The organism is Paraglaciecola sp. MB-3u-78, assembly GCF_002835935.1.
GTDB lineage: Bacteria > Pseudomonadota > Gammaproteobacteria > Enterobacterales > Alteromonadaceae > Paraglaciecola.
Window position 1 is genome coordinate 171,048 of record NZ_PJCF01000007.1, and the last position, 24,244, is coordinate 195,291.

25 protein-coding genes are annotated in these 24,244 nt (G+C 40.5%); 17 read left to right on the forward strand and 8 right to left on the reverse strand.

Annotation, left to right across the window (positions count from 1 at the left end; translation table 11 throughout):
• Positions 1-202 precede the first annotated feature (202 nt).
• Positions 203-1,582, reverse strand: a complete 1,380-nt coding sequence (gene cysS / locus CXF95_RS19515; RefSeq protein ID WP_101200252.1) for a cysteine--tRNA ligase — start codon at positions 1,580-1,582, stop codon at positions 203-205.
• Positions 1,583-1,754: 172 nt separating this feature from the next.
• Here cysS and CXF95_RS19520 point away from each other — a divergent pair, with 172 nt between their 5' ends.
• The 3 genes from CXF95_RS19520 (at position 1,755) to CXF95_RS19530 (ending at position 3,442) form a co-directional block, all read left to right on the forward strand.
• The gene (locus tag CXF95_RS19520; protein WP_101200253.1) at positions 1,755-2,249 is read left to right on the forward strand and encodes a peptidylprolyl isomerase; all 495 of its coding nucleotides are present in this window, start codon (positions 1,755-1,757) and stop codon (positions 2,247-2,249) included.
• An 89-nt stretch (positions 2,250-2,338) separates the two neighbouring features.
• Positions 2,339-3,067, forward strand: a complete 729-nt coding sequence (gene lpxH / locus CXF95_RS19525; RefSeq protein WP_198556649.1) for a UDP-2,3-diacylglucosamine diphosphatase — start codon at positions 2,339-2,341, stop codon at positions 3,065-3,067.
• 48 nt (positions 3,068-3,115) lie between these two features.
• A complete protein-coding gene (locus CXF95_RS19530; RefSeq protein ID WP_157828189.1) occupies positions 3,116-3,442 on the forward strand; it encodes a hypothetical protein in 327 nt (108 codons plus the stop codon).
• Positions 3,443-3,558: 116 nt separating this feature from the next.
• Here CXF95_RS19530 and CXF95_RS19535 read toward each other — a convergent pair whose 3' ends face one another.
• Positions 3,559-3,765 (reverse strand): cold-shock protein, encoded by a 207-nt coding sequence (locus CXF95_RS19535; RefSeq protein WP_007618104.1) that lies wholly within the window; start codon positions 3,763-3,765, stop codon positions 3,559-3,561.
• A 299-nt stretch (positions 3,766-4,064) separates the two neighbouring features.
• On the opposite strand from CXF95_RS19535, the gene CXF95_RS19540 reads away from it, so the two are divergent.
• The 6 genes from CXF95_RS19540 to CXF95_RS19565 all read left to right on the forward strand — a co-directional run bounded on the left by CXF95_RS19540 (position 4,065) and on the right by CXF95_RS19565 (position 8,449).
• Positions 4,065-4,457: a BlaI/MecI/CopY family transcriptional regulator gene (locus CXF95_RS19540; protein WP_101200256.1), complete on the forward strand. Its 393-nt coding sequence runs from the start codon at positions 4,065-4,067 to the stop codon at positions 4,455-4,457.
• On the forward strand, positions 4,450-5,673 hold the full coding sequence (locus tag CXF95_RS19545; protein ID WP_101200257.1) for a M56 family metallopeptidase: 1,224 nt from the start codon (positions 4,450-4,452) through the stop codon (positions 5,671-5,673). The genes CXF95_RS19540 and CXF95_RS19545 overlap by 8 nt, the downstream gene beginning before the upstream one ends.
• 33 nt (positions 5,674-5,706) lie before the next feature.
• Positions 5,707-6,150: a hypothetical protein gene (locus CXF95_RS19550; RefSeq protein ID WP_101200258.1), complete on the forward strand. Its 444-nt coding sequence runs from the start codon at positions 5,707-5,709 to the stop codon at positions 6,148-6,150.
• A gap of 71 nt (positions 6,151-6,221) precedes the next feature.
• Positions 6,222-6,854, forward strand: a complete 633-nt coding sequence (locus CXF95_RS19555) for a tetratricopeptide repeat protein (protein ID WP_157828190.1) — start codon at positions 6,222-6,224, stop codon at positions 6,852-6,854.
• A complete protein-coding gene (locus tag CXF95_RS19560) occupies positions 6,847-7,629 on the forward strand; it encodes a trypsin-like serine protease (protein ID WP_101200260.1) in 783 nt (260 codons plus the stop codon). Before CXF95_RS19555 ends, CXF95_RS19560 begins: the two co-directional genes overlap by 8 nt.
• 22 nt (positions 7,630-7,651) lie before the next feature.
• Positions 7,652-8,449, forward strand: a complete 798-nt coding sequence (locus tag CXF95_RS19565; protein WP_101200261.1) for a hypothetical protein — start codon at positions 7,652-7,654, stop codon at positions 8,447-8,449.
• A gap of 81 nt (positions 8,450-8,530) precedes the next feature.
• On the opposite strand, the gene CXF95_RS19570 is transcribed toward CXF95_RS19565, so the two are convergent.
• Positions 8,531-10,558, reverse strand: coding sequence for an NADPH-dependent 2,4-dienoyl-CoA reductase (locus CXF95_RS19570; protein WP_101200262.1), 2,028 nt, complete (start codon positions 10,556-10,558; stop codon positions 8,531-8,533).
• Positions 10,559-10,718: 160 nt separating this feature from the next.
• Between CXF95_RS19570 and sppA the strand changes: the two genes are divergently transcribed.
• Positions 10,719-12,578 (forward strand): signal peptide peptidase SppA, encoded by a 1,860-nt coding sequence (gene sppA / locus CXF95_RS19575; RefSeq protein ID WP_198556644.1) that lies wholly within the window; start codon positions 10,719-10,721, stop codon positions 12,576-12,578.
• 334 nt (positions 12,579-12,912) lie between these two features.
• Here the strand turns inward: sppA and CXF95_RS19580 are convergent, their stop codons facing one another.
• A complete protein-coding gene (locus CXF95_RS19580; protein WP_101200263.1) occupies positions 12,913-13,404 on the reverse strand; it encodes an acyl-CoA thioesterase in 492 nt (163 codons plus the stop codon).
• An 86-nt stretch (positions 13,405-13,490) separates the two neighbouring features.
• Here CXF95_RS19580 and CXF95_RS19585 point away from each other — a divergent pair, with 86 nt between their 5' ends.
• The gene (locus CXF95_RS19585; RefSeq protein WP_101200264.1) at positions 13,491-13,982 is read left to right on the forward strand and encodes a SprT family zinc-dependent metalloprotease; all 492 of its coding nucleotides are present in this window, start codon (positions 13,491-13,493) and stop codon (positions 13,980-13,982) included.
• Positions 13,983-13,991: 9 nt separating this feature from the next.
• Here CXF95_RS19585 and CXF95_RS19590 read toward each other — a convergent pair whose 3' ends face one another.
• Positions 13,992-14,345: a PQQ-binding-like beta-propeller repeat protein gene (locus CXF95_RS19590; protein WP_101200265.1), complete on the reverse strand. Its 354-nt coding sequence runs from the start codon at positions 14,343-14,345 to the stop codon at positions 13,992-13,994.
• A 31-nt stretch (positions 14,346-14,376) separates the two neighbouring features.
• Complete coding sequence (gene yfbV / locus CXF95_RS19595; protein WP_101200266.1) at positions 14,377-14,823, reverse strand: terminus macrodomain insulation protein YfbV; 447 nt, start codon at positions 14,821-14,823, stop codon at positions 14,377-14,379.
• A 158-nt stretch (positions 14,824-14,981) separates the two neighbouring features.
• On the opposite strand from yfbV, the gene CXF95_RS19600 reads away from it, so the two are divergent.
• The 6 genes from CXF95_RS19600 to infA all read left to right on the forward strand — a co-directional run bounded on the left by CXF95_RS19600 (position 14,982) and on the right by infA (position 21,230).
• Positions 14,982-16,172, forward strand: a complete 1,191-nt coding sequence (locus CXF95_RS19600) for an acetate/propionate family kinase (protein ID WP_101200267.1) — start codon at positions 14,982-14,984, stop codon at positions 16,170-16,172.
• Between the two features lie 9 nt (positions 16,173-16,181).
• Positions 16,182-18,317, forward strand: coding sequence for a phosphate acetyltransferase (gene pta / locus CXF95_RS19605; protein ID WP_101200268.1), 2,136 nt, complete (start codon positions 16,182-16,184; stop codon positions 18,315-18,317).
• A gap of 138 nt (positions 18,318-18,455) precedes the next feature.
• Complete coding sequence (gene trxB, locus CXF95_RS19610; RefSeq protein ID WP_101200269.1) at positions 18,456-19,409, forward strand: thioredoxin-disulfide reductase; 954 nt, start codon at positions 18,456-18,458, stop codon at positions 19,407-19,409.
• Between the two features lie 80 nt (positions 19,410-19,489).
• Entirely contained in the window at positions 19,490-20,203 is a 714-nt protein-coding gene (aat, locus tag CXF95_RS19615; RefSeq protein ID WP_101200270.1) for a leucyl/phenylalanyl-tRNA--protein transferase, read from the forward strand.
• A 10-nt stretch (positions 20,204-20,213) separates the two neighbouring features.
• A complete protein-coding gene (locus CXF95_RS19620) occupies positions 20,214-20,927 on the forward strand; it encodes an arginyltransferase (protein WP_198556650.1) in 714 nt (237 codons plus the stop codon).
• Between the two features lie 84 nt (positions 20,928-21,011).
• Positions 21,012-21,230, forward strand: coding sequence for a translation initiation factor IF-1 (infA, locus tag CXF95_RS19625; RefSeq protein WP_007618153.1), 219 nt, complete (start codon positions 21,012-21,014; stop codon positions 21,228-21,230).
• A gap of 141 nt (positions 21,231-21,371) precedes the next feature.
• Here the strand turns inward: infA and clpA are convergent, their stop codons facing one another.
• Entirely contained in the window at positions 21,372-23,648 is a 2,277-nt protein-coding gene (clpA, locus tag CXF95_RS19630) for an ATP-dependent Clp protease ATP-binding subunit ClpA (protein ID WP_101200272.1), read from the reverse strand.
• Between the two features lie 57 nt (positions 23,649-23,705).
• Positions 23,706-24,026 (reverse strand): ATP-dependent Clp protease adapter ClpS, encoded by a 321-nt coding sequence (clpS, locus tag CXF95_RS19635; protein WP_101200273.1) that lies wholly within the window; start codon positions 24,024-24,026, stop codon positions 23,706-23,708.
• Positions 24,027-24,244 lie beyond the last annotated feature (218 nt).

The following is a 24,244-nucleotide window of genomic DNA, read 5'->3' on the forward strand; positions in this document are numbered from 1 at the left end:
CCGTAATGTTAATTAAGGACTCACCTTCTGATAAACCAAAACGTTCGGCAAGCTGAGCGGTAATACTGGTATTATCGATTGCAGTATCCTCTTTATCGTCAAACAAGGTTTCAAGATAGTCTACTGCATCAGTAAAAGCTTCAACAATACTCGCAGCATCGCTTGCGGTTAAGTTGTTAGCATCATAACCAGACGTTTAGGTTTAACCCCTTCTCCAAGTTGTGCCAGCGGCTGAATCTTCAAGCACCACATTTAATGCGTTTAGCGCATCGCGTGCAGCATCAGCCGCAGCCCAATCTTTACTAGCCCGTGCATCGTTCCGCGCCTTAATCAAGGATTCAATCTCAGCAACGTCATCCTGTTCCCCGCCCGCAGCGCCTTGCAAAAAATCATTCGGTGATTGCTGTAAAATACCTAAGATATCTGCCAGTTTTATCATCACACCGGCTAAATCGGCAGCTTGTTGTTTATCAGACTTATTGATTTCTTTGGCCAAATCGAACAATACAGCAAAAGCTTCGGGGGTATTAAAATCATCGTCCATAGCTTGATTAAAACGTGTTTGATAATCACCCATGGCGATATCCACATCCATATTGGGCGTGACATCTCGTAATGCAGTGTATAAACGTTCTAATGAAGCGCGGGCTTGCTGGATGAAACTATCTGAATAACTTAACTGGCTGCGGTACTGGGCAGACATTAAAAAATAACGCACGGTTTCGGCATCATAGACTTCCAAAACATCACGCAAAGTGAAAAAGTTGCCTAAAGACTTAGACATCTTTTCTTGGTTTACTTGCACCATACCGGTGTGCATCCAATAATTCACATAAGGTGTATCAAAAGCACAGCAGGATTGCGCCACTTCGTTTTCATGGTGAGGAAAGATCAAATCAGAACCACCACCATGAATATCAAAATGTTTGCCTAAATGTTTATGATTCATCGCAGAACACTCAATATGCCAACCTGGACGACCATTGCCCCAAGGTGATGTCCAAAAAGGTTCCCCTGGCTTAACTGATTTCCAAAGTACAAAGTCTAATGGATCGCGCTTTTCAGCGGTCACTTCAACTCTGGCGCCAGAATTAAGTTGCTCTAGGTCTTGGCGTCCCAACTTTCCATAGTCGGCATAGGTACTGACTTCAAACAACACATCGCCACTGGGTGCTTGATAAGCATAACCTTTATCAATAAGAAGTTGGATAACGTTAACAATTTCAGGGATATGGGTAGTCACCCGTGGTTCAATATCAGGCTCAATCAAACCGATAGCCGCGAAGTCTTCATGCATACGGGCAATGGTTTTCTCAGTAAATTGTTCTGGAGTTAAACCTTGATCATTTGCTCTTGAGATGATTTTATCGTCTACATCTGTGATGTTACGTACATAGTTCACTTCAAGTCCACGAGATCGCATGTAACGCACCATCAAATCAAAACTCAAATAGGTACGGGCATGTCCAACATGACAAACGTCATACACTGTAATACCACATACATACAAACCCACCTTACCTGCTTGCAATGGTTGAAATTGCTCTTTCTGACGGGTTAAAGTGTTGTATATATGTAACATCGAATCAAAATCCTCTGATGGGTAATAGTAAGGGAGAGTATTTAAAAACGGGATTCTATCACCGAGAAACCTACGCTGCATCAGCCAATCGCTCTTAAAGCCTTAAAAAATCTTAAGATTTAAGCTAGAATGCACTGATTATTTTTATATTGTTAAATTAAGGATCTATTTCATGGTTAAAATCCATACGAATTATGGCGTTATCACCCTAACTTTGTTTGCTGACAAAGCCCCTATTACAGTTGCCAACTTTTTGGATTATGTAAAAGAAGGTTTTTATGACAACACCATCTTTCACCGAGTGATTGACGGTTTTATGGTCCAAGGCGGCGGGTTTGAACCGGGTATGGTTCAAAAAGAGAGTAAAGCGACGATCCAAAACGAAGCCAATAATGGTTTGCTTAATAACCTTGGAACAGTCGCCATGGCGCGCACTAACGAACCTCATTCAGCCACAGCACAGTTTTTTATTAATGTGGGCGATAACAGTTTTTTAAACTTTAAAAGTGAAAGCACCGATGGATGGGGCTACTGCGTATTTGCTGAAGTATCTGAAGGCATGGACGTAGTTGAAAAAATTAGAGCGGTAACGACCGGTAACTCTGGCTATCATCAAGATGTGCCCGAGGAAGATGTGGTTATTCAAAAGGCTGAAATAGTCGAATAACATTCAAAGGCCAGAGAGTTGAATCGGTTCAATCTATTTGACTCTCTTGGCACTGCCTATAAACACTCAACATTCTGTTCCATTACATGATCCCTTTTACTTACTTTATCTCCGATCTACATTTATCTGCTGATAGAGACGACATTAACCAATGTTTATTTACGTTTTTGTCTGAACAAGCACCTCAAGCCGATGCTTTATATGTGTTAGGCGATTTATTTGAGGTATGGATTGGCGACGACGATCAAAATAGTTTTACTTTGAGCATCGCTAAGGCATTTAACGCCTTGGGACAATCAGGGGTGCCGATCTATTTTATTCATGGCAATCGAGACTTTTTAATCCGTCAACGATTTGCTAAACAAGCAGGATTCAAAATATTGCCGGAGCAAGTGGTAATAGATTTATACGGCGACCCAACCCTCATCATGCATGGTGATGAACTGTGCACCAAGGACACTGAATACCAAGCTTTTCGTAAAAAAGCCCGCAGTTGGTGGTGGCCAAGGATCATGTTGAGCCTACCTTTATCGACACGGCGAAAGCTAGCAAACAAAGGGCGGGCTACCAGTAAACAGAAGCAATCGGCCCTGAGCGCTGAGATTATGGATGTCACATCCGAAGAAGTCATAACCTACATGCAAAAGTTTGCAGTGAAAAAACTCATCCATGGACATACTCATAGACCTGCCATACACCCATTAGAAATTAACGGCCAGCCAGCTCAGCGAATAGTGTTAGGTGATTGGTATGATCAGGGCAGTATACTCAAAGTTAGCGCTGCAGCTATTGAGCTAAAACAGCAAAAATTTAGCTGAAACCACTTTGATAATTTGATAAAGAGTATGCAAGTCATGGAGAAGCCTGTGAAAAAGTCATTCAACTTGTCCAAAAAAAAAAGCGGGTTATTGATCGAGTGGATGCCACAGCTGAAATTAATAAAATCTTTTCAATTCAAGGGTCAACAGCGTCAAGAAAGCTGGCAACTGATAGAGCTTGATACTCAAGCAGCTAAAACCGAAGCTTATTTTGACAAGTTATATACCTATCAAAGTACAGAGTATGCTGATATTGGAGACGATCATACAGATGAATTCTTTGCAAAAATGTTAACGTTGGGATTTGTCGAAGGGGGTGCTTCAGGATTTTACAATGATAAAGGGGAAATTATTGGTAACCATCACAATGAATAAACAAATATTGTTGGTGGTAAGGTCTGGATGAGAACTATCTAGCAAAGATCTTAACAAGTTGTTTGTTAAGATCCGGCTCAAACTACGAGCCTAAATTGCTAGTTTAACAGTGGTTCTTATAAAGGAACTACTTTATTTGCACATGGGCCTTTTTGACCTTCGCCAACTTCAAACTCAACAGCTTGGCCGTCAGTCAAAGTAGCGTAACCGCCACCAGCTTGGATTTCTGAATGGTGAACAAATAAGTCTTTGCTTCCGTCTTCTGGAGCTATAAAACCGAAACCTTTATCTGCATTGAACCACTTTACTGTACCTTTACTCATTTTGAACTCTCTTCTTGTAGTGAAATAGTTTAATTCCTTTTGCGTTATCACCATCGCGCAAAAGGATATTGAATACGGGACGTAGTCTAGCAGCTTAATTACAAAATGTCTGAATAATTTGAACTTTATTGAATAAATATCTAATTCAGTAAAAATCACCGCAAAAAACTAGGCACCTAGTGTCTCATAAATCCCATAAAACGTAAAATAAATACTTGCCACATTTGATTACAGGTGTAATCTCTAGGTTTCCGACTACACTTGTAATCAACTTAGGATTCAATTCAAAGACAAAAATTATGACAACAGACACAAAAAAAACAGATATCAGCAAAACAGAATTTGAAGTGCTCGATGTATTATGGGAACAATACCCTGCCTCAGCCAACGACATCATCCAGCGCTTAAACCAAAACAAACCATGGCATGAAAAAACCGTTAAAACCCTGATCAGTAGACTGGTAAAAAAACACATTATTGACTTTGATAAGCAACAACGTAGTTATTTGTATTTTCCTTTAGTTGCACGCAGCACTTATATCGAAAAGGAAAGTAAAAGTTTAGTCAGTCGTTTGTTTGGTGGAAAGGTAGCACCATTAGTTGCGGGTTTTGCTAACACCGACTCCTTGTCCCAAGAAGATGTAGATGAGCTTAAATCCCTGATTAAAAAGTGGGAGCAAGACAATGTCTAATTGGTTAATTGAACAACAAATTGTCATCAGTTTTTTATTGTTAACGCTGATCACCCTTGAAGCAAAAGCCATGAAAAATCTAGGAGCCGAGGTGATTTACGCACTTTGGTTATTAGTCCCTTTATTATTGATTGCTAATAACCTACCCCAAGATGTTATTACAGTAGACGATAAATCTATCTACCGTTATATAGTTGAAATAGGCGCAGCAACAAATACCGTAAATATTAACTTTAACTGGGCATTGTTATGGTTATCTGGATGCCTTGCTATTTTATCTCTTGGTGCAATTGCTCAGTGGAAAATTTACCGCATTGCTCACTTTGGATCTCGCAAAGTAGAACTTGGTATAGCGTTACCCAATACATTGACAGTTGTCAAAAACAATCAATTATCAAGCCCAATACTGAGCGGTATATTCAAACCCACCTTACTTATCCCCGAGGGCTTCCACAGTCAATTCAGTGTGCGTCAACAACAGTTAATGATAAACCACGAGTTAGTGCACTTTCACCGCGGTGATAACCTTTATAATTTATTTGCCTTATTGTTTGTGGCCGTATTTTGGTTCAACCCACTCACTTGGTTGGCTTACCGTGCCTTTCGGCGCAGCCAAGAATTAGCATGCGACGCAGCCGTACTCAAACAATCAACTACCGAAGATCAAATCAGCTACAGCAAAGCACTGGTGCAATGCGCTGAACGTTCACTACACAGCTTTTCGATTTACTCACCCTATGGAGAAAAACACACTATGTTTAAACGTATCATAAACATTCAAAGCCCATCAAAAATCAAACCTGCATTAATAGGCCTATCTATCGCATTATCCAGTACCTTGCTTGCCAGTGTCGCGTTTGCCAATTTAGCCGAGACTGCTCACTCAGTCGATAAGCCCTCTATGGCAATCCCGGTAATAAGAATTGAACCCAAATATCCAGTTGAAGCTGCACGCGATAATCAAGAGGGATCTGTAATATTACAGTTTGATATTACTCAAGATGGCTCAACCGACAATATTGAAGTGATTGAATCATTTCCACAACAAGTGTTCGACAAAAATGCCATCACCGCTTTAAAACAGTGGACTTACAAACCCCGAATACAAGGTGGTCAGGCACAAATACAAAGCGGTCTAAAAGTACAATTAGATTTCAAACTGGATAAACCTTATGAAGGTCAGACTGCGATAAATTCCAGTATTGAAAAAATCTAAGTCCAACATTAAATAAAAGGATTAGATAACCGAATGAAATACACACTCATGTTTGTCTTTTTTTTAATCACTTCGCCAATAGCTGATGCAGATGAATTTGAGACTATTTCAATAAAGCACCCCACGTTTTCTGAAATACTTAATTTCAATATAATGCTCCCACCAAATTACGAAAAAAACGATTCAAAATCCTACATATTAATGTTTGATTTTCATCCAAGAGCTAATAACTATCTAAACGGCATGCATGATTGGTTAAGTCATAATGGCGAATGGCCTTGGTTAGAAACGATAATTGTAATGCCAGCGTTGGGAAACAGTGTGGGTGTGTTATTTGACGAAACAGGGAAGACAACAACGCTTCTCGACTTCTTTGAAAATAGGTTATTCCCCGAGATAGACCGAAAGTATCGGACAAATGGCTTCAAAATAATGAGTGGGTTTAAGGTCAACGCCACTTTATTTTATCTGCTTTGATCAACAAACCCGAAATGATTAACGCGTACTTCGTAACAAGTCCTCAACTAAGCGATAATTTCGCAAGAATATTGTCAACCGCCAGCAGCAAGCTTAAGCGTTTAAATAACAAACCTCGATTCCTTTATTTTACACAGGGGGACTCGATTAAAGAAGAATCTCAGCAGGAGTCGTATAACAAACTTCAAATGATTTTGAAATCATCGTCACCTAAATCCCTTGAGTGGCATCACAAAGACTTGAATGATAACTACTTTATGTCAATGCCTCTGTTAACCACTATTCTGGGTATTGAGCAACTTTTCAACGATATACATTCAGGATTGGAACCTACTTCTGACATATCTCAAAAAGGTATCTCTGAAATAGTAAAACACTACGAATATCTATCTAACCAGAAGTACGGATTCGAAGTGTCACCAAAAAAATCTATAGAAAAAAGAGGTTTCCATTTACTGAAAAGTTCCCATGAAAAGGGAATTATGATCCTTCAAGAAGCAACTAAATTGTTTCCAGACGACGCATACAGCTATCACAACTTAGCTAGAGGCTACGGGGAGATTGGCGATTATGAAAATGCGCTAATCCAACAAAAAGTGGCGGTCAGTAAATCAGAAACAATGTTAACTTGGCATAGAAACAGAATGCTTGAATTCTTAAATAAATTTAATAACAAACTAACTAATAAAAGCTCTGATGAATAACAAAATACTTAAGGTGACTGGACTTTGTTGCTTACTGTGTTGCGCTTCATTAAAAGCGATGGTTATCCGCCATGATGTAAATGATAGTGAATATATAAATTTAGCTTCGCACTTCAATCCGACAATCACGTTCACAATGTTACATAACACAAAGGATGTTGTGGAAGGGACCGGTACAATAATAAGAAACAATTGGGTTCTAACGGCTGCTCATGTAGCTAATATATTAAAAGTGGGTGATGACGTTTACGTTGATAGCAAAATACAAAAAATAATTATTCATCCTAAATGGCAAGATAGAAAATTTCCTTTCGATATTGCTTTAGTAAAAATCGAAATGACGCCAGAACGCATGGTTATCACAAATCTTTACGACAAGTCAGATGAAGTAAGTCAGATCGCTACTTTTTTGGGTAGAGGTAATTTTGGTAATGGGCTTAAAGGTATTATAAATAGTGACGGACTGTTAAGGGCCGCTCAAAATGTCGTTGAAGAAGTAGACCCACGATGGATTAGGTTTAAATTCGATCAAGGTGACAAAGCGCTGGCGCTAGAAGGTATTAGCGGTCCCGGTGATTCTGGCGGCCCAGCTTTCATTTCAAATGATAAAGGCTTATTCATTATAGGCGTTAGCTCCTGGCAAGATGCCGCTCCCACAAATTGGCTAGAGGCCAGATATAACGTAATAGAAAATTACTCTCGCGTGTCTTATTTTATTGATTGGATACGCGAGAACACTGTTGACTGTGCTCAGAAAAAAGAATGCGCCAAATAAATAGTTAAAAAGGAAGTAACGATTGAAACATGCACATCCAAAATACTTGAATATCTTGCCCAGATCGTTAGCTGGGTTAACCCTAATAAAAACATTTGAAATGATTGTTCAATCGTCAAAAGTAATTCTTGTTAGCTTTATTGCGTTGTTACTTTCTGGATGCACAATGCAACCAAAAGTGCATCTATTTACGGCAAATGCTAATGACCAAGAAATGTTCCCTATCGTACAAACCTTAACAAAAAATAATTATGAAGTTATTGAAAATAGTCATGAATTCCCAAAAGAAATTATTAGCGACACAATAGTATTTTCACTTGGTTCTGTTTCAAATCAACAAATATCAAAAATCACAGGTCTCATAGAAAATTTTATAGGTAAAAAACTTAATATTAGTTATTTCGGTAGGGGTAAACATAGTTTTACCAAAAATAACATCGGACTATACCTTTTTGGTAATCCTTCAGCAAGAACACAAAAGACCGAGTCCATATCGTTTCTAAATGAATTTGCAGCGACACAATGCGATAGCATCGGTTATGCATACCTCAAGTTTTTTGAAGATGGTAAGTATGAATTGACCACAGGGACTGACAATGCCAATGAGTCAATCCAAAATAGTGATAATGGTATTTGGAAAAAAGAAATATCAATCATTACTCTTTTCCAAGACAACGAAGCTAAGACCTCCTTTAGACTGACCAAAATTGATGAAGCGACCCAATATGGTCTAAAGAAGGGGTGGGTACTAGCGCCAAATAAAAACGATGGTTTCATCGATAACTGCGAGTTCGAGTTTACTGTTATTCTCCAACAATAAATTATGGAAGTGCAATTGTAGAAAGCCACCTTTTACAGATTATATTTTATGATGACCTTGCCTTCCCAATTGAACTTTTAATTAGATAATCGCTGCTAACTCTGCACCTTGCCTAATAGCACGTTTCGCGTCGAGCTCTGATGCCACATCCGCGCCACCGATTAAATGAGTCTTGATGTTTCTCTCTTCTAACCCTTTCAATAAATCTTTAAATGGTTCTTGACCCGCACATAAAATAATATTGTCCACTGCTAATATTTGCGGTTTGTTGTTCACTTGGATATGTAAACCTTGATCGTCAATTTTTACATAGTCAACGCCTGCGATCATTTGCACCTTTTTCCTTTGTAAAGCAGACCTATGGATCCAACCTGTTGTCTTACCTAGCCCCTTGCCTACTTTAGTCGCTTTTCGTTGCAGTAAAAAGATATCTCTAGCTGGCTCCTCAATGGCAGCTTTAGTCAATCCGCCAGCTTGCTTGTACTCTTTATCGACTCCCCAACTTTTTAGCCATTGCTCAGACTCAGTAGTTAAAGATTGTTTTTCCACCAAAAATTCAGCCACATCGAAACCAATGCCACCGGCCCCTATTATCGCTACCTTTTTACCCACCAGCTTGTTGTCTCTAAGCACATCAAGATAATTCATAACTTTAGGATGCTGTATGCCTTCAATATTGACATTTCTTGGTTTGATGCCTGTAGCAAGCACCACCTGTTCAAAGTTAGCATCGGCTAAAGACGCAACACTTTGCTGACTTTCCAGATGTAGATGCACACCTGTGACTTCTAACCTCTTTTTGAAGTAACGCAAAGTTTCATAAAACTCTTCCTTACCAGGGATGCGTTTAGCATAGTTAAATTGCCCGCCAATTTCGGTACTTTTTTCAAACAAATGTACCTCATGACCTCGCTCCGCGGCATAACAACTAAAGGCAAGACCAGCTGGCCCTGCACCCACTACGGCTATTTTTTTCTTGTGAGTAGTAAGGGGGAAGTTTAGTTCTGTTTCGTAACCGGCTCGCGGATTCACCAAACAACTGGCACGTTTGCGAGCAAAACTATGATCCAAACAAGCTTGGTTACAAGCAATACAAGTATTGATCTCGTCACCTCGACCTTGCTGTGCTTTGCGTATAAAGTTTTCATCTGCTAAAAAGGGTCTGGCCATAGAAACCATATCGGCCTGTCCACTGGCCAATATTTTTTCAGCAATTTCTGGCGTATTGATCCTATTAGTTGCAATTAAAGGCACCGTTAGCTCGCCTTTCATACGCTCAGTGATCCAAGTAAAGGCGCCTCTTGGTACCATAGTGCCAATAGTGGGTACTCTGGTTTCATGCCAACCAATACCCGTATTAATCAATGTGGCTCCAGACTGCTCGATTAATTTACCTAGCGCCACCACTTCATCCCAATTGCTGCCACCTTCCACTAAGTCCAACATGGATAAACGAAATATAATGATAAAATCAGTGCCTACTTTTTGCCTGACGGCATTGACTATTTCAACCGCAATTCGCGAGCGATTTTCAAAACTCCCACCCCATTCATCATCCCGTTGATTAGTTCGGGGGCATAAAAATTGATTAATAAAGTAGCCTTCAGAGCCCATTATCTCCACACCATCGTATCCCGCTAGTTTGGCAATAGCGGCGCAATTGGCGTAATCCTTAATGGTGCTAACAATGCCTTTTTTTGAGATGGCTTTGGGTTTAAAAGGATTGATAGGCGATTTAATAGCCGAAGGGGCAACCACAAAAGGATGATAACCATAACGCCCAGCATGTAATATTTGTAGACAGATTTTACCTTGGTATTGATGGACCGCTTCGGTAATGACTTGATGTGCTTTAGCGTGTTTTTTATTGCTCATACGTGCAGCAAAAGGTAATAACCACCCCTGTCGATTAGGGCTAATCCCACCCGTCACTATCAATCCTACTCCCCCAGCAGCTCGCTCTGCATAAAACGCAGCTAGTTTTTCAAAACCATGTTTTTCTTCTTCTAAACCTAGGTGCATCGAGCCCATTAATACACGATTAGGTAATTGGGTAAAACCAAGGTTAAGACTTTCAAACAAATGGGGATAATGGGGATGTACATTCATATACAAATGAGCCTAATTGATCACTGTGGATACTAAAGTCTATCTCAAAAGCTTATATTTCAAATGAGAAAGTTACAAAAAATTACATTTGAAAATGTTCACCACGGCCAATTTTAGATAGGATGTCCTATTATTTTTTAACCAGTGTGTATACCTATTTATGTCTTCAGGTAAAAGTTGGACTAAGTCGTTGTTTGTTGGTTTATGGACCGCGCTTAATTTTAGTCGAAAGCTATTTTTAAATATTATTTTCATTGTTATCTTTATAGCCTTTATCTCGGTTTTCTTAAATAATGATAATCAAGTCACAGTTCCAGCAAATTCTGCATTAGTGCTGAAGTTAGCCGGTAACCTGGTCATTGAGAAAGAATCTGTCGATCCTTTCACCGAATTTATGGAGGAAGCTTTTGAGCAAGAGGACGACAACCCGGAAGTATTACTACAAGATATATTACTAACTATCGAAAATGCCAAACAAGATAGTCGAATTAAAGCCTTAGTTTTAGACTTACACAGCTTTGGCAGTGCAGGGTTAGATAAGTTAGAACAAATTGCTGTGGCATTAGAAAGCTTTAAAGAAAGCGACAAACAAATCTATGCTATTGGCGACTACTACACTCAAAACCAATATTACCTCGCCAGCCGTGCTGATCACCTATATCTGAACCCAATGGGTTTTATGATGTTTGAAGGTTATGGACGTTTCGGTATGTATTTCAAATCTGCTATCGAAAAGCTTAAAGCAGAAACTCACGTGTTCAAAGTGGGTACGTACAAGTCAGCTGTTGAACCCTATATTCGTGACGATATGTCAGACGCAGCAAAAGAAGCAAACAAAGCTTGGTTAACGGCAATGTGGACACAATACAAAACAAGTGTTGCACAAGCCCGCGGGTTGGATGTCAATCATTTTGATGAAGAACTCGATGTATTTATAGAAAAGTTTGAAAAATCAGAAGGTGACTTTGCACAATACGCATTGGATTATGGATGGGTTGATGCACTTAAAACTCGCGAACAAGCTCTACAAGAAATTGTGGCCGTGGTAGGTAAAGACAAAAGTGGCATGGGATTTAATGGGATCAGTTACAAAAGTTACCTAAGAGTCATCAATCCTGTATTACCCAATATACCTAACAATATTGATAAGGTGGCTGTTGTCGTGGCAAAAGGCACTATTTTAAATGGCACTAAAAAGCCGGGACAAATTGGTGGTGACAGTACGGCTAAACTTCTGCGTAAAGCAAGATATGACGATACTGTAAAATCGGTTGTGTTATATGTCGACTCTCCGGGTGGCAGTGCTTTTGCTTCAGAAATCATTCGTCAAGAGGTTGAAAATTTACAAGCTGTAGGCAAACCCGTGGTTGCTGTAATGAGCACCTATGCAGCATCTGGCGGATATTGGATTTCTGCTGGTGCAGACAGAATAATTGCAGCGCCAAGCACTATTACCGGTTCGATAGGTATATTTGGCATGTTTTTAACCTTTGAAAACACCCTAGATTATTTAGGTATACATACCGATGGTGTCGGCACCACTGAATTTGCTGGCATGGGGATCACTAAGACACTTAATCCTAAAGTCGCGGCCATTATGCAAAGAGGCATCGAGCATGGCTACGATCAATTTATCTCACTGGTTGCCGATAAGCGCGATATGAGCAAAGACCAAGTCGACGAGATAGCCCAAGGACGTGTTTGGATTGGAGAAAAGGCACTAGAGTTAGGCTTAGTGGATGAGTTAGGTTATTTAGATGACGGGGTGAAAGCTGCTGCTGAGTTAGCTAACTTGGAAACCTACGATACCCAATATATCCAAAGAACGTTGTCTAAAAGTGAATTATTCTGGAAAGAATTATTTCAAAACGTCAGTGTTTCTTTTGAAGGTGCTTTTGAAGTAGAAAAATCCAGTACTATTTTGAGTCTCGTTAAAGAATTAACCGCAGACATAGAAGCAGTAGCAAAGCTAAACGACCCTAAAGGTGTTTATGCTTATTGCTTGGCTTGTGAGTTGTAAGCTCCTCAGTATCTCAGATAAATCAGCCTAATAGCTGAATAATAAAATCCCAAGCATGTCTACCATGGTTGGGATTTTTGCTTTAGAGCAAATATCAGCGTTTATGTTTTATACCCAAGATGTGTCTATAACAGGGTTAAAAAGGGAAATATTTTGCTGCTCAGTGAAGCCTAATATTTAGGCTCAAGAAACTTGTATTATGAACACAGTTAAGTAACTCAGAAAAAGTTGTGACTGAATGCGCAATGAGAGATTAATTTTTTGGACTACGGCGCAATGGGTTAATGACGAGTTTTCCCGAATTAAACCACGACACCCGGCACGCCTTCCCCTTTTACTCCTTTTCACTTAAAGCAGCCAATAACTCCTTATCAAGACTTTGTGCCGACTCTTTAGCCTGAATCGCATATTTTTCTAGGGCATAATCCTGTTTTGTTTGTGGCTGCCAGCTGGGTACTTCTACTGGGTAACCCGCTTGGTCGCTGGCCACAAATACCATAATGCAATGACCCGTTTCGACCATTCTATTTTGTTTAGGATCACCAGCCACAATCCGAATATAGATGTGCATGCTGGTTTTTCCGGTATGCACTATTTGAGCATTAAGAGTCACCATCTGCCCTACTAAAATTGGCCGAATAAATCGAATTCCTCCAATAGATACTGTGACACAATAATGTCCACTCCACTGGGCGGCACAAGCATAACCGGCTTGATCCATCCACTTCATCACAGCACCGCCATGCACTTTACCACCAAAATTGACATCAGTAGGCTCGGCTAAAAATCGAAAGTCTAAAGAGCGGCGTTGTTGTTGATCTTGCATTGATAGTCTCAAAAGGATTGGCTTTGCGTGATTATTGGTTAAAATACACCTAATGTCAGTAACTCATCTAAGATGTAGACCATTTTTTGTCATTGAATTCCCAACAATTAGTTATTCAGAAAGTTGAACAATGTATTAGTCATGCTGGCTGTTACTTTGAGCAAAACTTCACGTTGCCCAAAATAAGCTTTAACCAGAGGGGTAAAATTGCAGGTTGTGCGCGACTGCAATTAAACGAGTTACGTTTTAATCCCATTTTGCTATCTGACAACCTTGATGCATTCTTGGAGGTGGTTGTTCCTCATGAAGTTTGCCATTTATTGGCTTATAGACTTTTTGGAAAAGTGCGCCCTCACGGTAAAGAATGGCAAAGCCTAATGCTCGAGCTTTTTGATGTAAAAGGGCAAACCTATCATCAGATGGATGTCACAAAAGTAAAAGGCAAAAGCTTCAACTATCGATGTGAATGTGGACCAATAGAATTAAGCATAAGAAGACACAATAAAGTGCTCAAGGGAGAACAAACCTACATTTGCAGAAAGTGTCGAACTCCGTTAACGGTCGATATTTCCCTTTAACCTAAAGGTCTAGTTGCCACCACCAGAAGTACCAGAGCTAGATGTGGCAACTATAGTACTTGACGCTGCAGCTTGTTGTGAGGCAATTTGACTAGAAATAGCAGCCGCCGAACTTTGATTTTCACTCGCTATAATACAAGCCCCAAAGCCATAACCACTTAAACCATTTTCCCAAACAATATCACCTGTGTCGGCGTTTAAACAAAACAAATGCCCACCTGAATAAGCAAAAACCTGATTATCTTCATAATAAACATTGGTCACACTACTAGAAGACTTTAACTTACTGGTCCAAAGAATATCGCCAGTTGCTTTGTCTAGACAAACAGCCTTACCTTGTATACCTATAAAAAGTTTATTCACACCAATGACTCTTTAGTTATAACTATGATGTTTAGAACCAACGTTTAGTAAAAGCCTTATCTAACTCGTCAAAAGCAGTTTTTAATAGTCTGGCAAGTTCTTTATATTCAGGCTTAGCTTTGGGGGAACGCAACGCACAACCTTGCATTTGCATTTTGTGATGAATATCTAAGTACCAACTTTTTAATGCTGGTGGCAGGTTTTGATTTGAACGGTGTCCTAACCACATCAATCCTTGCATAGGTAAGGATAAAAAGAATATACCTATGGCCAGTGCTTGAGGCAATTGTTCAACCCCTTGCAAATTAATTAATGCTACAACCGTTAAAACGGCTAGAGCCGGCATCACTTTTATGGAAAATTTAGTCGCTGAAATAACCCTGCATTCAGGAAACATGCCATACAACTGCTGTTGCATAGGCCAAGTCTGCATATATTGCTGACCATCTTTTACCATTGCTGTAATAGTTTGTGGCAACTCAGTTACTCCATAATAAAGCTTGAGCCTATACTAACGGCTAAATCACGCATAAGCTAACATCCTAAAGTTATATAAAATCAACTATCGATACCCAAAGATTTCTCATAACGCTACTATTAATATTCATTCTTATTTTATATAAAAAGTTTTTACTTATGGATCAATACGTTCTCGTTCTTAATTGTGGAAGCTCGTCTATTAAATTTGCGATTATCGAAGCCAAAACAGGAACATCTCCCCTACATGGATTGGCAGAAAATCTTGGCACTGCTTCTAGCAAGTTTGGTTTTAGTTACCAACACAAACAGTATGATGGCGAATTGCCAGTCAATACTGACCATCAACAAGCATTAGCTGTCATTGCTGATACCCTCAAGCAGTTCGAATATTTAAGCCAACGGATTGTTGCAGTAGGACATAGAGTGGTGCACGGCGGTGAATCTTTTACTCGCTCAACCTTGATAGATGAGCAGGTTAAACATGCCATTGAAAAAACATCACTGATGGCGCCGTTACATAATCCAGTCAACTTAACTGGTATCACCAGTGCTCAAAACGCGTTCCCGCATTTACCTCATATTGCTGTATTTGACACGGCCTTTTTTCAGACTATGCCTAAACACGCTTACCTCTATGCGCTACCCTATGAGCTTTATCAACAACATAATATTAGGCGCTATGGTTTTCATGGCACTAGTCATTATTTTGTGGCACACGAGGCGGCGAATACCCTTAAAAAAGAGTTATCGACTTGTAACTTGATCACGGCACACCTTGGTAATGGATGCAGCATAGCGGCTATAAGGCAAGGAAAAGCTATTGACACCAGTTTAGGTTTTACACCTTTAGAAGGCTTAGTGATGGGTACCCGCTGTGGTGATCTTGATCCAAGTTTACCTACTTATCTCATTGAGCAACTAGGCTACTCATCTGCTGAGGTAACAGAGTTGTTGAATAAAGAGTCTGGATTGCTGGGTATTTCAAAACTAAGCAATGATTGCAGAACACTTGAACAACAAGCCAAAGAAGGTAACCAACAAGCTAAACTGGCTCTCGATATGTTTATCTATCGTTTAGTCAAATATATTGGCGCGTATTTAGCGGTTGTAGGCCCATTAGATGCTTTGGTTTTTACTGGCGGTATTGGTGAAAATTCTGCCTATGTCAGGGAAAACACCATTAATCAGTTGACACATATGGGATTGCAGCTTGACCCAGACAAAAATCTAGAAATGCGTTTTGGGCAGTCTGGGCTCATTAGCCGTATCAATACAAAACCCATTTTTGCCATTGCCACCAATGAAGAATGGGTGATTGCTAAAGATGCCATGCAATACGTTCATTAAAGGATCACTATGCCACGTCGAATAATGTTGATACCGGTAGGTACCAATGTGGGTTTAACCAGCGTTAGCCTTGGATTGGTTAGAGTCATGCAGCAGCAAGGTCTAAAGGTTAATTTTTTCAAACCTGTTGGCCAACCAAGGCAAGGAGACAGTGAAGCAGAAAAGTCTACGACCATCGCGACTAACGTAGGATTATTAAAACCCGCTAAGCCTTTGTCTACCTCATATGTTGAAGAGATGATCAGTCAAGACAAAATTGATATTTTGTTAGAAGACATCATTGCACTGTTTGAGAAACACGCTGATAAAGAAGATATCACCATTATCGAAGGTTTAGTGTCGACCCAAAACCATCCTTATGCCGTACGTTTGAATAGGGAAATTTGCAATGCCTTAGATGCACAGATTGTGTTGGTCAGTGCCCCTGGAAGTTTGCTGTTGAATCAACTTAACGACAAACTAGAAATTGTGGCTGACAGTTATGGGGGCCACAAAGGTAAAAAGGTCATCGGTTGTATTTTTAATAAGGTCAATGCCCCCATTGATGACAAAGGTCGTTTAAGTAGCGAATTAATCGAAAATCATGACGACAGTCAAACCACTGATGTGGTCAATAAGTTATCCAAGCTGCCTATCTTCTCAAAATCCTTTGCCTTACTAGGCTCTATCCCTTGGAGCTTTGAGCTTATCGCCCCCCGTGTTGTAGATGTCTGTAAACATCTGAATGCGCAGCTATTAAACGAAGGCGATTATCAACACAGACGGCTGCGAAGCGTGCATTTTTGTGCTCGCGAAATCCACAATATGGTATCCATCCTTAAACCCGGCGCACTGCTGGTAATATCCGGTGATAGAAGTGACGTACTGGTGTCATCCTGCTTGGCGGCACAAAATGGTACAAAAATTGGAGCATTGTTGTTGACTGGCGGCTATCAACCCGACCCGCGGATTTGGCAGCTTTGTTCTCAAGCGTTAGAAACCGGTTTACCCGTTTTGCTGACAAATGATAACACTTGGCAAACATCTCTCAATTTACATATGTTCAATCAAGAGGTACCCGCCGACGACGAACAACGTATCAACAGGGTGATGGATCACACCGCGGCATGTGTGGATCCTGATTGGGTAGCGTCAATCTCAAAGGACTCAAATAGAGCCTTAAGACTCTCTCCTTCAGCATTTCGCTACAAATTAACCCAACTGGCACAGCAAGCTAACAAAACCGTGGTACTCCCAGAGGGTGAAGAGCCAAGAACAATCAAGGCCGCAGCCATTTGTGCCCATAGAAATATCGCACGGTGCATTTTGCTTGGCAACAAAACAGAGATATTAAGAGTGGCCCAACAACAAGGCGTTGTGTTACCTGATTCAGTTAAAATCATACAGCCTGAAGACATCCGCAATCAGTATGTAAAACCTATGGTTGAATTACGTAAACATAAAGGATTAACGGCTGTAGTAGCTAAAGAGCTTTTACTCGATAACGTGGTGCTAGGCACCATGATGTTGCAGCAAAATCATGTGGATGGATTAGTGTCAGGTGCTGTGAATACCACAGCCAATACTATTCGCCCAGCATTACAATTAATTAAAACTGCACCTGGGGCATCTTTAGTTTCCTCAATATTTTTTATGTTATTGCCAGAGCAAGTATTAGTGTATGGCGATTGTGCTATCAACCCAGACCCTAATGCTGAGCAACTTGCGGATATCGCTATTCAATCGGCCGACTCAGCAGCGGCTTTTGGTATCGAACCAAAAGTAGCTATGATCAGCTACAGCACAGGTAATTCAGGTACTGGCACAGACGTTGAAAAAGTCAAATTGGCCACTAAATTAGCGCAGCAAAAACGCCCTGACTTGTTAATCGATGGACCTTTGCAATATGATGCGGCGGTAATGGAAAGTGTTGCCAAGAACAAAGCGCCCAACAGCAAAGTCGCAGGTCATGCCACAGTGTTTATTTTTCCCGATCTGAATACCGGAAATACAACGTACAAAGCAGTGCAACGTAGTGCTAATTTGGTCAGTATTGGGCCAATGTTGCAAGGCATGGGCAAACCCGTTAACGATTTAAGCCGGGGTGCACTGGTAGATGATATTGTGTATACGATAGCCTTGACCGCAATTCAGGCAACACAGTGAAAAATGAAGACATTGACTATAATTTAGTTACACACTGGATATTGAAAGTACACGACTTGCCCACATATTAAACCAGCAATATATAAATGAAAATTTTGGTCATCTTAGGTGGCTTCTGAAACATATTTGGAGAGTTAAATGTCTGAAGTGAGACACGTTAAGCTACTAATTTTGGGCTCTGGCCCTGCTGGTTACTCAGCGGCGGTATATGCTGCTCGCGCGAATCTGAACCCGGTGTTAATAACCGGCATTCAGCAAGGTGGACAATTAACCACCACAACTGACGTAGAAAACTGGCCTGGCGATCCTGAAGGGCTAACAGGTCCTGATTTAATGGACAGAATGCAAAAGCATGCTGAAAAGTTTGATACTGAAATTATTTTTGATCACATTAACAAAACCGATCTGTCTAAGCGACCTTTCACATTAACCGGTGATCAAGGCACTTATACCTGTGATTCATTGATTATTTGTACTGGTGCCTCTGCTAAATATCTGGGTATGGAATCAGAAACTGCCTTTATGGGTAAAGGAGTATCAGCCTGTGCAACTTGTGACGGGTTCTTCTACCGGAACCAAAAAGTAGCCGTTGTAGGCGGTGGTAATACAGCCGTTGAAGAAGCCTTGTACTTATCTAACATTGCCTCTGAAGTACACGTAATTCATAGACGTGATTCGTTCCGAAGTGAAAAAATACTGGCTGACCGTTTAATGGAAAAAGCCAAGAATGGTAATGTTACATTACACCTAGACCGTCAATTAGACGAAGTGTTGGGTGATCAAATGGGTGTAACCGGTATTCGCATTAAAGACACACACTCTGATGCTACGGAAAACCTAGATTTGATGGGGGTGTTTATTGCAATTGGCCACCAACCTAATACTGGCATCTTTGAAGGTGAATTAGAGATGAAAGACGGCTATATCAAAGTGCAAAGCGGTACTGAAGGTAATGCCACCCAGACCAGTGTTGAAGGGGTATTTGCCGCAGGTGATGTCAGTGATCATATCTATCGCCAAGCCATTACCTCAGCAGGTACAGGCTGTATGGCGGCATTGGATGCTGAGAAATTCTTAGACGCTCAAGAGTAACCGTTATATAGAATACAAAGGCCTCGACTTGAGGCCTTTTTTTATTCACTATTGGCATAACAGGCAACAATGATATTCCTATGCTGACGCTGACTAAGCTAAATCAACAACTTATATTTCCACCCGCAGACATAGCTCAAACCGATCCAAATGGTTTGTTAGCATTTGGTGGGGACTTGAGTGCCAAACGGCTACTTTTAGCCTATTCATCTGGTATATTTCCGTGGTTCAGTCAAGATGAACCTATTATGTGGTGGTCTCCAGACCCACGAGGGATATTGCCCTTAGATAACTTTAAGTGCAGTAAAAGCCTAAAAAAGTTTGCCCGAAACTGTGACTATCACATCACCATCAATAGCGCCTTTGACCAGGTCATAGATATTTGTGCAGCCATTCCTAGAAACGATTCTGGCACCTGGATTACGAATGACATGCTAAATGCCTACAAAAAGCTTCACCAACTTGGTCATGCCCATTCAGTCGAAGTCTGGAGCGAGGATGACTTAGTGGGTGGTCTGTACGGCATAACAGTGGGTAAGGTCTTTTGTGGGGAGTCGATGTTTCACAAAGCCACGAATGCATCTAAATTAGCGATGTTGTCTTTAGTTGAATTACTCAAATCCCAAGCAGCAGAATTTATCGATTGTCAGATGCAAAATCCCCATTTAGCCAGTTTAGGTTGTATTGAAGTGCCTAGAGATAAGTTTTTAACTATGTTGCAAGAGCAACGCCTACAATTATTTGATCCAGACGTTTGGCGGCCACAAACACTTAACCTCACGAAATGGCTATAATCTTATGGGTATGAAATTCGGCATAACCACACCTTTTACTTGTAGTTATCTACCAGAGGAAGATGAGCGGCTATTGGTTTTTATGAGCGATACAGAACCCACTATCTCTGAATATGACTTTTTAATTGGGGCGGGCTTCAGGCGTAGCGGAACACAAGTGTACCGACCACATTGTGGCTCGTGTAACGCCTGTGAGTCTATTCGACTACCAGTCCAGAGATTTGCACCGTCTAAGAGTCAAAAGCGCATCATGAAGCGCAACCAGGACCTGACAATACGTATTAGTAATAGTGACAAGCCAGAATATTATCCGCTGTATGAGTCCTATATAAACCAACGCCATGACGACGGCAGCATGTACCCGGCTACTAAAGAACAATATCAAGGTTTTATCTTAAGTCCTTGGAACAACGCTTTGTTTATTGAGATTTACGCAACTGACGAACACGCTAACGATGAACTTATTGCTGTAGCAGTCACCGACAACCTTGTATCTTCTCTTTCAGCTTTATACACTTTTTTTAAGCCCGAACAACAACAACGGTCACTAGGAAGCTTTGCTATCTTGCAACAAATCGAACTTGCTAAGTCGTTAAATAAACCTTTCTTATATTTGGGATATCAAATAGATACCTGTCAAAAAATGAGCTATAAACAGAATTTTTTACCCCATGAGCGCTTTTTTAACGATAAATGGCAACTAATTACAAAAAAAGCAGGGTAAAGCTTTACACTCGCTCCCTTATTGGGCAAAATCTGCGCGGCATTTTTAGACACTTATTTTATTGATTAGAGGTAACAGAGTTAGATGGCGAAAGAAGATTGTATTGAAATGGAAGGCACCGTGTTGGATACCCTTCCAAATACTATGTTTCGTGTTGAATTGGAAAATGGTCATGTTGTTACTGCCCATATTTCAGGTAAAATGCGGAAAAACTATATTCGTATTTTAACCGGCGACAAGGTGACAGTAGAACTTACGCCCTATGACCTATCCAAAGGTCGTATCATTTACCGCGCAAGATAATAAATTAGCAATTTATTTTTGGGTTAATGAGGCAGATTTCTTAACTTAATTTTAGATTTAAAATACAAAAAAACCGATATTGAAAAATATCGGTTTTTTTATGTCTTGGCTAATTAATCTTAACGATACTACTTAACGATACTAAGAGTTAAGCGCAGCTGGTTTTGCCTTACTGTCAGAGAAAAACTCGAAACTTAACTCGTCATTTTTCAGGCTAATTTTCACACTACCCCCCTGACTCAAACGTCCAAACAACAACTCGTTTGCTAATTCTTTCTTAACATGCTGCTGAATAACGCGAGCCATCGGACGTGCGCCCATGTTTTTATCATAACCCTTGTTAGCTAGCCAATCACGCGCTTGGTTGCTGACTTCAAGTGAAACACCTTTGTTATCAAGCTGCACTTGCAGTTCAACAATAAATTTATCCACTACTTGTAAAATGACGTCTCGACCAAGATGATTAAACCAAACGGTTGCATCTAGCCTGTTTCTGAATTCAGGTGTGAATATTTTCTTAATCTCAGACATGGCATCATGGCTATGATCCTGTTGTTTAAAACCAATAGAAGTTCGAATAGTCTCCTGCACACCAGCGTTTGTGGTCATAACTAACACCACGTTTCTAAAGTCTACTTTACGGCCGTTATTATCCGTTAACGTACCATGGTCCATAACTTGTAATAAGATGTTGTAGATATCGCTATGGGCCTTTTCTACTTCATCTAACAAGATGACTGAGTACGGGTTTTTAATGACCGCATCTGTTAATAATCCTCCTTGATCGAAGCCCACGTATCCCGGAGGTGCGCCAATTAAACGACTCACCGCATGACGTTCCATATATTCAGACATATCGAATCGTAATAACTCTACGCCCATGACCTTGGCTAATTGAGCGGTCACTTCAGTTTTACCCACACCAGTAGGGCCAGCAAACAGGAAGTTACCAATAGGTTTAGTTTCATTACCTAAACCAGAGCGAGACAAGCGAATAGCATCTGTTAAGGTGTCTATGGCCTGATCTTGCCCGAATACCACCATTTTCAAGTCACGATCTAAATGTTTAAGTACTTGCTTGTCAGAGACTGATACAGACTTTTCTGGAATCCGTGCAATCTTAGAAATGATCAGCTCAATATCACTCACACCAATGGTCTTTTTACGCTTAGAGGCAGGCAACAAGCGCTGACTTGCACCCGCTTCATCGATGACATCTATTGCTTTATCAGGCAAATGACGTTCATTGATGTACTTAGCCGATAACTCAGCAGCTGCTCGAATAGCTTTATGTGTAAAGCGAACACTGTGGTGAGCCTCATAACGAGATTTTAAGCCCATCAGAATTTTGGTGGTATCGCTTACTGTAGGCTCGATCACATCCACTTTTTGGAAACGACGGGCTAAGGCACGATCCTTTTCGAAAATACCTTGATATTCTTGATAGGTAGTTGACCCCATGCAGCGTAATTCGCCACTACTGAGTTTTGGTTTGAGCAAGTTCGAGGCATCCATCACACCGCCCGAAGCTGCACCTGCACCAATAATGGTATGAATTTCATCGATAAATAAAATCGCGTCCGGGCAGGCTGCTAACTCTTTCAATATGCCTTTAAGACGTTTCTCAAAATCACCACGATATTTAGTCCCCGCTAATAAAGCCCCCATATCCAATGAATAAACCGTCGCCTCGGCAATGACCTCTGGCACTTCTTTACTCACGATACGATAAGCTAAACCTTCAGCAATAGCGGTTTTCCCCACACCAGCTTCGCCTACCAATAACGGATTGTTTTTGCGACGACGACATAATATTTGAATACTGCGCTCTAATTCGCTATCACGACCGATAAGCGGATCGATTTTGCCGTCTTTGGCACTTTGGTTAAGGTTGGTGGAATATTTATCCAGCATAGACTCAGCTTCTTCTTGCTCGCTGGTTTCTTCTTCACTTTCTCTGTGCGCCGGAGATTCATCATCAACCTTGGATACACCATGTGAGATATAATTCACTACGTCTAAACGTGTTACATCAGATTTTTTCAAGATATAAACGGCTTGAGACTCTTGTTCACTGAAAATAGCCACTAATACATTAGCGCCAGTGACTTCCTCTTTACCCGATGACTGAACATGAAAAACAGCACGTTGCAGCACACGTTGAAAACCAAGCGTGGGCTGAGTTTCGCGCTCGTTACCCTGCTCGTCTAACAACAAAGGCGTGGTATCTTTAACAAAATCGGTGAGTTCTTGTTTAATTGACTCAATATTGGCACCACAGGCCTTTAACGCATCTTTAGCCGCGTTATTATCAAGTAAGGCAAGCAATAGATGCTCAACTGTCATAAATTCATGACGATGCTCTCTGGCAAAAATGAACGCTTCATTTAACGTCTGCTCTAAATCTTTATTTAACATAAGAATGCCCTCTGACTACTAGCCTATTCGAAGATGATACTTTTCTCAATCCAATCATCACGCTTGCTCCATGGTACACATGAGTGGATGTTGGTGTTCTTTTGCATATCGACTAACTTGCATCACCTTAGTTTCTGCAATCTCTGCAGTATAGATGCCACAAACAGCCCTACCATGGTAGTGCACTGTAAGCATTATTTGTTGTGCTCTTTCACCGTCTACATTAAAAAATCGCATCAGTACGTCAATTACAAAATCCATTGGTGTGTAATCATCGTTATCCAATAAAACTTTGTACATGGGTGGAGGTGCGGCTTTTCTCTTTACCGCATCAATGTCTTTCTGACGCTCAATATCGATGATGTTATCTTTACTCATAGTTCACTTATTTAGCCCAAATATTTTAAGATAATTTCCTGTGGTTGCAACTATCACCAATGTTGCAGCAATCTTACAATTTTAACAAAATGTCAAATTCACCTTGACAAAAACAGGTTAAAAAAACTACATTTTAATTTGACGGTTGTATTCGGTAGTTAACACGTCTTTCCCTAATCATTAGTGTGGGGGCAAAGTTGTATTAGTTCAAGGGATTA